Source organism: Pseudomonas sp. PDM01 (assembly GCF_014852325.1).
GTDB lineage: Bacteria > Pseudomonadota > Gammaproteobacteria > Pseudomonadales > Pseudomonadaceae > Aquipseudomonas > Aquipseudomonas migulae.
Genome location: NZ_JACVBK010000007.1, coordinates 91,826 through 104,329 on the forward strand (window position 1 = coordinate 91,826; position 12,504 = coordinate 104,329).

Here is a 12,504-nt window from a genome sequence, read left to right on the forward strand (position 1 = left end):
TGAATCTCCTCAGGCGGCGTTCTTGAGTTTCGGGTCCAGCGCATCGCGCAGGCCGTCGCCCATCAAGTTGATTGCCAGCACGCTGAGCAAAATGGTCAAACCAGGCAGGCTTACTACCCACCAGGCGCGTTCGATGTAGTCGCGAGCCGAAGCCAGCATGGTGCCCCACTCAGGGGTTGGCGGTTGTACGCCAAGGCCCAGGAAGCCAAGGGCTGCGGCATCGAGAATCGCCGAGGAGAAACTCAGGGTGGCCTGAACGATCAGCGGCGCCATGCAGTTGGGCAGCACGGTGACGAACATCAGGCGTGGCAGACCGGCACCGGCCAGGCGCGCGGCGGTCACGTAGTCGCGGTTCAGCTCGCCCATCACCGCAGCGCGGGTCAGACGAACATAGGACGGCAACGAAACGACGGCGATGGCAATGATGGTGTTGATCAGGCCAGGGCCGAGGATGGCGACAATCGCCACGGCCAGCAGCAGCGAGGGCAGGGCCAGCATGATGTCCATCAGACGCATGATGGTCGGGCCAAGGATGCGCGGGAAGAAGCCGGCGAACAGACCGAGCAGGATGCCCGGGATCAGCGACATCACCACCGACGACAAGCCGATCAGCAGGGACAGGCGCGAACCGTTGATCAGGCGCGATAGCAGGTCGCGGCCCAGTTCATCGGTGCCGAGCAGGAACTGGATTTGCCCGCCTTCCAGCCAGGACGGCGGGGTCAGCAGGAAGTCACGGTATTGCTCGCTTGGGTTATGTGGCGAGACCCACGGCGCGAAGATCGCGCAGAAGATCACCAGCAACATGAACATCAGGCCGGCGACGGCGCCTTTGTTCTTGGAGAACGCTTGCCAGAATTCTTTGTACGGGGACGGGTACAGCAGGCTTTGATCGACTGTTACCGCTTGATTTGTAGTTGAAGCTGGAGTGGTCATGGTCATGATCTCAGCGCTGGTGACGGATGCGTGGGTTGGCGAAGCCGTAGAGGATGTCCACGATGAAGTTCACCAGAATCACCAGGCAGGCGATTAACAGGATGCCGTTTTGCACCACGGGATAATCCCGTGCGCCAATGGCTTCGATCAGCCATTTGCCGATGCCGGGCCACGAGAAAATGGTTTCGGTCAGGACCGCACCGGCCAGCAATGTGCCGACTTGCAGGCCGACCACGGTCAGTACCGGAATCAGCGCGTTGCGCAGGCCGTGTACGAACACTACGCGAGACGGCGACAGGCCTTTGGCCTTGGCGGTCCGGATGTAGTCTTCGCGCAGCACTTCGAGCATCGAAGAGCGGGTCATCCGCGCAATCACCGCCAGCGGGATGGTGCCGAGCACGATGGCCGGCAGGATCAGGTGATGCAGGGCATCGAGGAACGCACCGACGTCATCGGCCAGCAGCGTGTCGATGAGCATGAAGCCGGTGCGCGGCTCGATGTCATAGAGCAGGTCGATCCGCCCGGACACCGGGGTCCAGCCCAGGGACACCGAGAAGAACATGATCAGGATCAGGCCCCACCAGAAGATCGGCATCGAATATCCCGCCAGGGAGATGCCCATCACCCCATGGTCGAACAGGGATCCTCGCTTGAGTGCCGCGATCACCCCGGCCAGAAGGCCCAGGATGCCGGCGAACAACAGGGCGGCCATGGACAGTTCCAGGGTCGCGGGGAATAGAGAGCTGAACTCGCTCCACACGCTTTCACGGGTACGCAGGGATTCGCCGAGATCGCCGTGAGCCAGTTTGCCGATGTAATCCAGGTATTGGGCATACAGCGGTTTGTTCAGACCTAGGCGTTCCATTGCCTGAGCATGCATTTCGGGGTCGACTCGTCGTTCGCCCATCATTACTTCCACGGGGTCGCCTGGAATCATGCGAATCAACGCGAAAGTCAGCAAGGTGATGCCGAAGAACGTGGGGATCAATAACCCCAATCGGCGGGCAATAAAACTAAACATCTTCTGGTGTACCTCATCAGCCGGTTAGGCGTGCCTGGTGTCCCTGGAGTCAGGGACACCGGGAGTTTTCTTATCTACTTCACCTGGGTGGTGGCGAAGTTATTAGTGGTGAGGGGGCTAATGTGATAGCCCTCTACGTTGTTGCGCATAGCGGTGAACATTCTAGTGTGCGCCATGCTGATCCATGGCTGGTCCTGGTTAAAAATAACCTGGGCCTGCTCGTACAGCGCTGCCCGCTCGGCCGGATCGGTTTTTTCGCGAGCCTGGTCGATCAGCGCCTGGAACTTGTCATTGCACCAGCGTGCATAGTTTTCGCCGTTCTTCGCGGCTTCGCAACTGAGCATAGGCGTCAGGAAGTTATCCGGGTCGCCGTTATCACCCGCCCATCCGGCGGAAACCATGTCGTGCTCGCCGTTTTTCGCGCGTTTGAGCATTTCGCCCCATTCCATCACGCGGATGTCGATCTTGATCCCGACCTTGGCCAGGTCAGCCTGCATCATCTGCGCGCCGAGCATCGGGTTCGGGTTGGTCGGGCCGCCACCGTTGCGAGTGAACAGGGTGAAGGTGGTGCCTTCCGGTACGCCGGCTTCCTTGAGCAGGGCGCGGGCCCTGTCCAGATCACGGGCCGGGTTTTTCAGGCTGTGGTTGTAGCCCAGCAGCGTGTCCGGGAACGGGTTGACCGCCACTGTCGCATTGCCTTTACCAAACAGCGCGTTGACATAAGCCTCTTTATCGAAGGCGATGTCGATGGCTTTGCGCACCCGCACGTCGCTCATGTACTTGTGCGTGGTGTTCATGGCGATGTACGAAACGGTCATCGCGTTCAGTTCATCGACGCTCAGTTTGGCGTCTTTCTTGATGCTCGGGATGTCATCCGGCTTCGGATACAGCGCAACCTGGCACTCGTTGGCCTTGAGCTTTTGCAGGCGCACGTTGTTGTCGGTGGCGATGGCCAGGATCAACGAGTCAGCCGGCGGCTTGCCACGGAAGTAGTCCGGGTTGGCCTTGAAGCGAACCTGAGCGTCCTTGGCGTAACGCTGGAAAACGAACGGGCCGGTGCCGACCGGTTTGTTGTTGAGGTCGCCGGTCTTGTTCGTCTTGAGCAACTGGTCGGCGTACTCGGCAGGGTAAATCGAGGAGAAGGCCATGGCGATGTCGGCCAGGAACGGCGCTTCGCGGCGGGTCAGGGTGAATTTGACCGTGTTGTCGTCAACTTTCTCGACGCTTTTCAGCAGTTCCTTGAAGCCCATGCTTTCAAAGTACGGGAAGCCCACGCTCGACAGTTTGTGCCACGGGTGATTCGGGTCCAGCTGCCGCTGGAAGCTCCAGACCACGTCGTCGGCGTTCATGTCGCGGGTCGGCTTGAAGTATTCGGTGGTGTGAAACTTGACGCCTTTGCGCAGGTGGAACGTGTAGGTCAGGCCGTCTTCGCTGATGTCCCAGGACTCGGCCAGTGCCGGAATCACTTCGGTGGTACCGGGCTTGAAGTCCGCCAGGCGGTTGAAGATGGTTTCGGCCACCGCATCGGCTGTGACTGCAGTCGTGTATTGAACCATGTCGAAGCCTTCCGGACTGGCTTCGGTGCAAACCACCAAGGGTTTGGCCGAGACGCCAACGGCAACACTCAGCAACGCGGCAGCGATGGCCGCACGTAGGGGAAGCATTTTCATCAAGAGCCCTCTGCAATCAGTTAAGGACAAAAGCCGAACGGTAGATTCGTCACTGAATCAGCCGTTCGGCGGGTGCATTACAGAACGTTGAACGGGATGGTGGTCACGAGACGGAACTCGTTGAGGCTGCCATCCGCCTGGTTTTCGCTGGCGCGGTGAGCGGTGTAGGTCGCGCGGATCGCGGTCGCCTTGAGCGGGCCACTCTGCACGGCGTACGAAGCACCGATGCCGTATTCGTAATGGTGCTCGCCGTCCATTCCTTTCACGTCGCCGTAGCCGGTGCTGTTGTAGTGAGTACCGTCGATGCCCCAGCCGCGCGCCTGGTAGATGTTGAACTTCAGGCCTGGAACGCCGTATTCAGCCATGTTCAGGCCGTAGGCGACCTGGAAGGATTTCTCGTTCGGGCCGTTGAAGTCCGACAACAGGGAGTTGGCCAGGTAGATGCCGTTGGTTTCGTGCAGGTAGTCGAAGTACTCGTTACCGTTCACTTCCTGGTACGAGAAGGTCAGGCTGTGAGCCTGGTGGGTCAGGCCGAACGACAGGGAGTAGGTGTCGTTGTCGATCTGGCCGAGCTTGGCTTTACCTTCGTCGACGGTTTTGTAGTAGTTCAGGCCGGTGGTCAGGCTCAGGATCGAGCTGTCGCCCAACACATGGCTGGCGCCGAAGTAGTACTGGTTCCACAGGTCTTCAGCCTGGGTGCCCCACAGGCTGGTGGTCAGGCTGGCGAACGGCTGGTAGGTGATACCGGCGGTGTTGACGTGATCCGCTTCGGCTGTGCCGTCGCCGTATTCGGAGCGGAACTTGCGCTGGCTCTGTTCGGTACGCGGCGAGTTACGGTCGAAGGTGCCGAGGTCGAAGGAGAGGTTTTCCAGCTCTTCGCTGTGCAGGGTCACACCTTCGAAGCTCGAAGGCAGGGGACGGTTACCGATGACATCCACTTGCGGGCTGCTGAAATTCTGGCGACCAGCCGTCAGTGTGGTGTTGGAGACGCGTGCCTTGACGTTGGCCAGGCCCAGTTTGCTCCACTGATCAACAGCGTCACCGCCATTTTCAGTCAGCGTACGGTTGTTACCACGGCCGGAGCGACCTGGCTCAGGCGCACCGCCGTTGCCGGAGGCGAGGTCTTTACGGTCACGGTCCAGGGCAATGGCGTTGTAGGCGGCGATTTCGGTGCTGAAGCCTACAGTGCCTTCGGTGAAGCCCGAGTTGTACTTGATGATCGTGCCTTGCACCCAGTTGATGCGGCGGTCAGTCGTGTGAGTCTCACCATTTTTACGATAGTTGAGCGTCGCGCCCCGCTTGAACGACTCATTCGCATACCAGTTACGCGTGGAGCCGGTGACCGATTGCCCTTCGACAAAGCCGGTGGCTTCGCTTTGGGCGCTCTTTTCCTTGACGGTGACCGGTGTGAAAGCCTGACTCTGGGACTCAGCGTAGGCCGTGGCGGTAACGCTGCTGATGGCCAGGGCCAATAACGCGGTGCTGCTCAGTTTCATGGGTGAAGCTCCTTTCTTTCTTTTTTTATACCGGTCTTTTTTTGTGATCCGGCTATTGGTTTTGGAACTCATACAAGGCTTCGCAAACGTTTGCTGTCGGCCTGATCGGCAAATAACGGCAATACGCTTGCGTGAGGGCGGAATCCGCCCCCAGCGTTTTTTGGCTAATCGGTTATTTGTCGATACTGACGCCCGAGAACACGTTGCGGCCGAAAGGACTCACCTTGAATCCTTCGACTTTGGCGCTTAACGGCTGGTTGACCGTCGAGTGAGCGACAGGCGTGATCGGCACTTGCTGCTTGAGCAACTGCTGAGCCTGTTTGTAAAGCACGGTGCGCTGGTCACGGTCTGTGACGACCTTGGCCTGCTTGATCAGCTTGTCGTAAGCCGGATCACACCATTGGGAGTAGTTGTTGCCGCCAATGGCGTCGCAGCTGTAAAGCGTGCCGAGCCAGTTGTCCGGGTCCCCATTGTCACCGGTCCAGCCAATCAGGCTGACGTCGTGCTCGCCATTCTTGGTGCGCTTGATGTACTCGCCCCATTCGTAGCTGACGATCTTCACTTTGAGACCGATCTTCGCCCAGTCAGCCTGGAGCATCTCGGCCATCAACTTGGCGTTGGGGTTGTAGGGACGCTGAACCGGCATCGCCCACAGGGTAATTTCGGTGCCTTCTTTCACGCCGGCAGCCTTGAGCAGTTCCTTGGCTTTTTCCGGGTTGTAGGCGGCGTCTTTAATGGTCTCGTCGTAGGACCATTGGGTCGGCGGCATGGCGTTTTGCGCCAGTTGACCGGCACCTTGGTAAACGGCGTTGAGAATGCTTTGCTTGTTCACCGCCATGTCCAGCGCCTGACGCACTTCGAGCTGATCGAATGGTTTGTGGCGCACGTTGTAGGCGATGTAGCCGAGGTTGAAGCCAGGCTTTTCGATGAGCTTGAGATTCGCGTCGTTCTTCAGCGCTTCGACATCGGCGGGACGTGGGTGCAGGGTGATCTGGCACTCGTTGGCCTTGAGTTTCTGCACCCGCACCGACGCATCGGTGTTGATGGCGAAAATCAGGTTGTCGAGTTTGACCCGGCTCGGGTCCCAGTACTGCTTGTTGCCGCTGTAACGGATGTTGGAGTCTTTCTGGTAGCTCTTGAACACGAACGGCCCGGTGCCGATCGGCTTCTGGTTGATGTCGCTCGGCTTGCCTTCGGCCAGCAGCTTGTCGGCGTATTCGGCGGACAGGATGGCAGCGAAGCTCATGGCGATGTTCTGGATGAACGCGGCGTCCACGCTGTTGAGCGTCATGACCACGGTCAGCGGCCCGGTCTTTTCGACCTTGGCGATGTTCTTGTTCAGGCTCATCCCGTTGAAATACGGGAACTCGGTTGGATAAGCCTTACGGAAAGGTTGCTGCGGATCGAGCATGCGATTGAAGGTGAACAGCACGTCATCGGCGTTGAAATCACGGCTCGGCGTGAAGTACTTGGTCGTATGAAATTTCACCCCTTCGCGCAGGTGAAAGGTGTACTTGAGGCCGTCTTCGGAAATATCCCAGCTCTTTGCCAGGCCTGGTACGACGTTGGTGGCGCCTTTTTCGAATTCTGCCAATCGGTTGTACAACGGCTCGGCGGCGTCGTTATCGGTCGCGGTCGTGTACTGCGCGGTGTCGAAGCCAGCCGGGCTGCCTTCGGAGCAGAACACCAGGCTGTTGTTGGCGGCCTGGCTGATGGAAGTGGCGGCCAGCAGGCCGGTGCCCAGCAATGCGGATAAAACCAAGGTATGGCGCATGACGCTCCCTTTTCTCTTTCGCTAAGTGTTTTCAATGCGCCGCTGTCCCGTCCGGGGACGTGGAGGCGTCACTGATCTCAAGCCATGAGGTACAGCAAAAACCGAGAGCCCACGCGTGCACTGGTCAGAACCCGACGGTAAGAGCCGCGAGTCTGGCAGTAAATGCGTAGAGTCCTAAAGACTCGTAGGAAAGGGCAACGCGTCCGACGCCGCAGCTGTAATGCTCAGCGGAATAGGATGTAGGTTGTTTCCTGCTTTCTCGGTAGAAAAAGCAACGGCGACGTCAAAAACGTCGCCGTTGCCAAATCTTATTTGCTGACGCTAACGCCGTAGAAGGAGTTCAAGCCGAATGGGCTGATCTTGAAATCCTGCACTTCGTTGCGCATGGGTTGGAACACCGTCGAGTGAGCGATAGGTGTCATTGGAACAGCGTCTTTGAGGACGTGTTGCGCCTGCTTGTACAGTTCGGTGCGCTTGCCCTGGTCGGTCGTGCGCTTGGCTTCTTTGACGATGCCGTCGAACTTCTTGTCGCACCACTTGGAGAAGTTGTTGCCTTGCAGCGAGTCGCAGCCGAACAGCACGTTCAGCCAGTTGTCCGGGTCACCGTTGTCGCCGCTCCAGCCAATCAGCATCGCGCCGTTTTCGCCGCCTTTGGAGCGCTTGATGTACTCGCCCCATTCGTAGCTCTGGATTTTGGCCTTGATACCGATCTTCGCCCAGTCGGACTGCAGCATTTCTGCCATCAGCTTGGCGTTCGGGTTGTACGGACGCTGCACCGGCATTGCCCATAGAACGATTTCGGTGCCTTCCTTCACACCGGCTTCCTTGAGCAGCTCCTTGGCTTTCTCAGGGTTGTACGGAGCATCCACGATGGTGGTGTCGTAAGACCACTGGGTCGGTGGCATGGCGTTGACGGCCTTTTGACCTGCACCCTGGTAAACCGAGTCGATGATCTGTTGTTTGTTGACGGCCATGTCCAGTGCCTGACGCACTTTCAGTTGGGCCATCGGGTTCGGCTTGTCGTCACCCTTGATCTTGTCCATCACGTTGTAGGCGATGTAACCCAGGTTGAAACCAGCCTGGTCAGGCACCTTCAGGGTTTTGTCTTCTTTCAGCGCCTTCAGGTCGGCCGGACGCGGGAACAGAGTGATCTGGCACTCGCCCTTTTTCAGCTTCTGGATACGCACCGAAGGGTCGGTGGTGATGGCGAAGATCAGGTTGTCGATCTTGACGTCGTCAGGCTTCCAGTAGTCCTTGTTCCCGGTGTAGCGGATGTTGGAGTCTTTCTGGTAGCTCTTGAACACGAACGGACCAGTGCCGACCGGCTTCTGGTTGATGTCGGCGGCTTTGCCTTCCTTGAGCAGCTGGGCTGCGTACTCGGCGGACTGCACCGAGGCGAAGCTCATGGCCATGTTCTGGATGAACGCGGCATCTACTTCTTTGAGGGTGAACTTGACGGTGTGGTCGTCGACTTTATCGATCTTGGTGATGTTGGTGTCCATCCCCATGTCGGTGAAGTACGGGAATTCGGTCGGGTACGCCTTACGGAACGGATCATCCTTGTTAATCATGCGATTAAAGGTGAACAGCACGTCGTCGGCGTTGAACTCGCGAGTCGGCTTGAAGTACGGGGTAGTGTGGAACTTGACGCCTTCACGCAGGTGGAAGGTGTAAGTCAGGCCATCATCGGAGATGTCCCACTTGGTCGCCAGACCAGGAATAACGGCGGTGCCGCCGCGCTCGAACTGAGTCAGACGGTTGAACATGGTTTCGGCAGAGGCGTCGAAGTCGGTTCCGGTGGTGTACTGACCAGGATCAAAACCGGCCGGGCTCCCTTCGGAGCAGAACACCAGGTTAGTCGCCGCTTGGGCGAAAGGTGCGGCAGCTAACAAGCTGGCGCCGACTAAAAACGGAATGACCGCGTGTTTAAGCATGGTGGCCTCATGATTTGTTGTCATTTTTGAATTTGAGGACGACCTCGTGAGTCGTGCCTGCGGATACTTATGCAGGGGCCATACCCAATGCAAGATGTTGAATGGCCACAAGCCTTAAACAGTGGCACGAACGTACCTTAATGTCGCATATGTATAAATTGACGCGCATTTGACCGTTTGCGTGTATTTTTTTCGGTGCAAACCACGCACTGACGAAGGGCAACCGGGGCGCTGGGCGCACCCGGTTGGCGCGCGGTGTTACTTATTTATACCCACACCATAGAAGGGTGTGAGGCCGAACGGGCTGATCTTGAAGTCGGTGACTTCCTTGCGCAGCGGCTGGAACACCGTCGAGTTGGCGATCGGCGTGATAGGCACCTGTTGCTTAAGGATTTGTTGGGCCTGTTGATACAGTTTCACCCGCTGCTGTTTGTCCGTGGACACCTTGGCTTGCTGGACGAGTTTGTCGTAGGCCGGGTCGCACCACTTGGCGTAGTTGCTGCCCTTCACGGCCGCGCAGCTGTAGAGCACGCCGAGCCAGTTGTCGGGGTCGCCGTTGTCGCCGGTCCAGCCGTAGATCATCGCGTCGTGTTCGCCGTTCTTGGCGCGCTTGATGTACTCGCCCCATTCATAGCTGACGATGTTGGCCTTGATGCCGACCTTCTCCCAATCCTGCTGGATCATCTGTGCCGACATCCGCGCATTGGGGTTGGAGGCACGTTGCACGGTCATGGCCCACAAATTAATGGTGGTACCGGGTGCAACCCCTGCTTCTTTCAGTAGCGCCCGGGCTTTTGTCGGGTCGTAGGAAGCGTCCTTGATACTCGGGTCATACGACCATTGCGCGGGAGGCAAGGCGTTTTGCGCCAGTTGCCCGGCACTCTGGTAGACAGCCTTGATGATCGCCGGTTTGTCAATCGCCATGTCCAGGGCCTGACGCACCTTGAGCTGGTCCAGTGGCGGGTGTGTCACGTTGTAGGCCAGGAAGCCGAGGTTGAACCCGGCCTGCTTGAGCACGCGCAGGTTCGGGTCTTTCTCCATCACCTCGATGTCGGCCGGGCGCGGGTAACCGCTGACCTGGCACTCGCCGGTCTTGAGTTTCTGCAAGCGCACGGCGGCGTCCGGGGTGATCGAGAACACCAGGTTGTCGATTTTCACATCCTCGGGTTTCCAATACGCCTTGTTGGCGACGTAGCGGATCTGCGAGTCCTTTTGATAACGCTTGAACACGAACGGGCCGGTGCCGACGGGTTTCTGGTTGATGTCGGCTGCTTTGCCTTCCTTTAACAATTGCGCGCCGTACTCGGCGGATTGCACCGAAGCGAAACTCATCGCCAGGTTCTGGATGAAGGCGGCGTCGATGTTGTTCAGGCTGAAGCGCACGGTGTGCTCGTCGATTTTGTCGACGCTCTTGATCGTTTTGTTCAGGTCCATATCGGTGAAGTACGGGGACTCGGCGGGATAGGCTTTGCGGAACGCGTTCTCCGGGTCGAGCAGGCGCTGGAAGGTGAACAGCACGTCGTCGGCGTTGAAGTCGCGGGTCGGGGTGAAATAGTCGGTGGTGTGGAATTTCACGCCGTCGCGCAGGTGGAAGGTGTAGGTGAGGCCGTCTTTTGATACGTCCCAGTTTGTCGCCAGGCCGGGTTCGACTTCGGTGCCGCCGCGTTTGAATTGGGTGAGGCGGTTGAAGACGGTTTCGGCGGAGGCGTCGAAGTCGGTGCCGCTGGTGTATTGGCTGGGGTCGAAGCCGGCGGGGCTGGCTTCGGAGCAGTAGACCAGGGTGGTGGCGGCTTGTGCGAAGGGGGCGGTTGTTGCGAGGGCTAGGGCGAGCAGGAGTGGTTTGACGGTGGTTCTTTCCATGGAGTCCCCGGGGGTTTGGGTCGCTGTGTTTTCCTCAGGGTAGCGTCGTAGACGGGGTGGGCGGAAATATCCGTTTGTGAGGGGGACCCCTCTATCTCGGTATATTCAGGCTGGTTGCCGGATGTGTGCGCATCGACATGTAGGAGCCGGCTTGCTGGCGATGGCGGCCTGGTAGCCGACCATTTTCTTTCGGGTGTACATATCCATTCCTGCGGTAACGGCCACTTACGGTTTCGCCCTTACGGCGAGTCCCTTTTGGCAAACGCCCCAAAAGGAACCAAAAGGTCTCGCCCCGGCGTCCGGCCCCTCGCTAAGGCTCGGCGTTCCCTCGCTCCGGTCCTGCTCCGTGGGCCCGCCGCCATCGGCCATCCATGGCCGGGGGCGGCTAGCCCGGCATCCATGCCGGGCTGCCCACTGCGCAGAACCTCCACTCGGCCTCCCGAAGGGGCGGGCAGATCAAAATCAAAAGCTGCAGGCGAGCTAACGCTCGGCCTGATGAGTGGTGAAAAGCGGGTGTACGCCGACCTGCTTTTGTAGGAGCCGGCTTGCCGGCGATGGCGGCATGCCAGACGACCTGCTTTCGCGGATGTACCCGAACCTTTGTAGGAGCCGGCTTGCCGGCGATGGCGGCCTTCCAGCCGACCCGATTTCGCGTATGTAATACGCCCTTTGTAGGAGCCGGCTTGCCGGCGATGGCGGCCTGTCAGACGACCTGATTTCGCGGATGTAATACGCCCTTTGTAGGAGCCGGCTTGCTGCGGGCGGCGTTCCGACGATGGCGTCCGAAACAGCGCCGCAAAATCCGGAATTTTTCGCCAGCAAGCCGGCTCCTACAGGATCGGGGGGCGTCGATTTTGCCGGACCATAAAAAAACGGCGATCACTCCGGTGATCGCCGTTTCTGTGTACGGGTTATCGAATCAAGGCATCAATACTTCAATCGACCCATCCGCCGTCATGCTGACCTGGCTGGTGCCCGCTTCAACTTCCGGCGTAACCGGTGCGGCATCCATGCTGGCCGCTTTCATCATCATCGGCCCACGCATGTACGGTTGTGGATAACCGTTGCTGTTCAGGTTGAGGTTGACGATTTTGTAACCCTTGCCGCCCAGCGCGTCGGTGGCCAGTTGTGCTCGGGCCTTGAAGGCGGTCACGGCGTCTTTGAGCAGGGCGTCTTCGCTGGCCTTGCGGGTTGGCGTGGCGATGGCGAAGTCCATGCCGCCCATTTTCAGGTCGGTGAGCAGTTCGCCGGTCAGTTTCGACAGGGCGGCGAAGTCGGAGCTTTCCAGGCGCAGTTCGGCGCGTTCGCGCCAGCCAGTGATTTTCTGGCCCTTGGTGTCGTAGATCGGGTAGCTGTTGCGGCTGCCCTGGCGCAGGGTGATGTCTTTGACTTGCTTGGCCTGGGCCAGCGCTTTGTTCATGGTGGTGCTGACGTCGGCCGCGAGTTTGGCCGGGTCGGTGTTTTGTTCTTCGGTGTAGAGGGTCACGATCATCAGGTCGCGGGCAACTTCCTGACTGACTTCGGCGCGCAGGGAAATCTGGTTGTAATGCAGCTCGTCGGCGGCCATGGCCGGGAGGCTGGCGACGGTGCCAACGCTGAGGGCGAGAAGGGCGGCGCTGCGGCGGAAAGTGTGCATGAAAACTCCTTGGACGATGCGCAGGGGTTAGGTCCGAGCCTGCGTGAAACCATCAGACTCTAGCTTTAATGATCCGGTTCGCACAGTTACAACTTCTATACAGATGGTTGACCGCGTCGCGGCCTTCGCGGGCAAGCCTCGCTCCTACGCCAGAATGCATTTTCCTGTAGGAGCGAGCGA

8 protein-coding genes are annotated in these 12,504 nt (G+C 58.9%); all 8 read right to left on the reverse strand.

The genetic code is table 11. The features are described from left to right. Positions 1 to 9: 9 nt before the first annotated feature. Positions 10 to 933: an ABC transporter permease subunit gene (locus IB246_RS18590; protein ID WP_008024403.1), complete on the reverse strand. Its 924-nt coding sequence runs from the start codon at positions 931 to 933 to the stop codon at positions 10 to 12. A gap of 10 nt (positions 934 to 943) precedes the next feature. Further along, a complete protein-coding gene (locus tag IB246_RS18595) occupies positions 944 to 1,954 on the reverse strand; it encodes an ABC transporter permease subunit (RefSeq protein WP_008024401.1) in 1,011 nt (336 codons plus the stop codon). Positions 1,955 to 2,028: 74 nt separating this feature from the next. Then, positions 2,029 to 3,624 (reverse strand): ABC transporter substrate-binding protein, encoded by a 1,596-nt coding sequence (locus IB246_RS18600; RefSeq protein ID WP_008036266.1) that lies wholly within the window; start codon positions 3,622 to 3,624, stop codon positions 2,029 to 2,031. Positions 3,625 to 3,701: 77 nt separating this feature from the next. Then, positions 3,702 to 5,120: an OprD family porin gene (locus IB246_RS18605; RefSeq protein WP_008036267.1), complete on the reverse strand. Its 1,419-nt coding sequence runs from the start codon at positions 5,118 to 5,120 to the stop codon at positions 3,702 to 3,704. A gap of 172 nt (positions 5,121 to 5,292) precedes the next feature. After that, positions 5,293 to 6,894 carry an ABC transporter substrate-binding protein gene (locus IB246_RS18610; RefSeq protein ID WP_008024394.1) on the reverse strand — a complete coding sequence of 534 codons (1,602 nt, stop codon included), beginning with the start codon at positions 6,892 to 6,894 and terminating at the stop codon, positions 5,293 to 5,295. 308 nt (positions 6,895 to 7,202) lie between these two features. Continuing rightward, positions 7,203 to 8,828, reverse strand: coding sequence for an ABC transporter substrate-binding protein (locus IB246_RS18615; RefSeq protein ID WP_008036270.1), 1,626 nt, complete (start codon positions 8,826 to 8,828; stop codon positions 7,203 to 7,205). 258 nt (positions 8,829 to 9,086) lie between these two features. Further along, entirely contained in the window at positions 9,087 to 10,688 is a 1,602-nt protein-coding gene (locus IB246_RS18620) for an ABC transporter substrate-binding protein (RefSeq protein ID WP_008036272.1), read from the reverse strand. A gap of 919 nt (positions 10,689 to 11,607) precedes the next feature. Continuing rightward, on the reverse strand, positions 11,608 to 12,324 hold the full coding sequence (locus IB246_RS18625; protein WP_008037440.1) for an SIMPL domain-containing protein: 717 nt from the start codon (positions 12,322 to 12,324) through the stop codon (positions 11,608 to 11,610). Between the last annotated feature and the right edge of the window lie 180 nt (positions 12,325 to 12,504).

Bases quoted from the DNA above. Each gene is read 5' to 3' on its own strand.
- IB246_RS18625 (WP_008037440.1), bottom strand. From the start codon at position 12,324: ATGCACACTTTCCGCCGCAGCGCCGCCCTTCTCGCCCTCAGCGTTGGC.
- IB246_RS18595 (WP_008024401.1), bottom strand. From the start codon at position 1,954: ATGTTTAGTTTTATTGCCCGCCGATTGGGGTTATTGATCCCCACGTTC.
- IB246_RS18615 (WP_008036270.1), bottom strand. From the start codon at position 8,828: ATGCTTAAACACGCGGTCATTCCGTTTTTAGTCGGCGCCAGCTTGTTA.
- IB246_RS18590 (WP_008024403.1), bottom strand. From the start codon at position 933: ATGACCACTCCAGCTTCAACTACAAATCAAGCGGTAACAGTCGATCAA.
- IB246_RS18600 (WP_008036266.1), bottom strand. From the start codon at position 3,624: ATGAAAATGCTTCCCCTACGTGCGGCCATCGCTGCCGCGTTGCTGAGT.
- IB246_RS18605 (WP_008036267.1), bottom strand. From the start codon at position 5,120: ATGAAACTGAGCAGCACCGCGTTATTGGCCCTGGCCATCAGCAGCGTT.
- IB246_RS18610 (WP_008024394.1), bottom strand. From the start codon at position 6,894: ATGCGCCATACCTTGGTTTTATCCGCATTGCTGGGCACCGGCCTGCTG.
- IB246_RS18620 (WP_008036272.1), bottom strand. From the start codon at position 10,688: ATGGAAAGAACCACCGTCAAACCACTCCTGCTCGCCCTAGCCCTCGCA.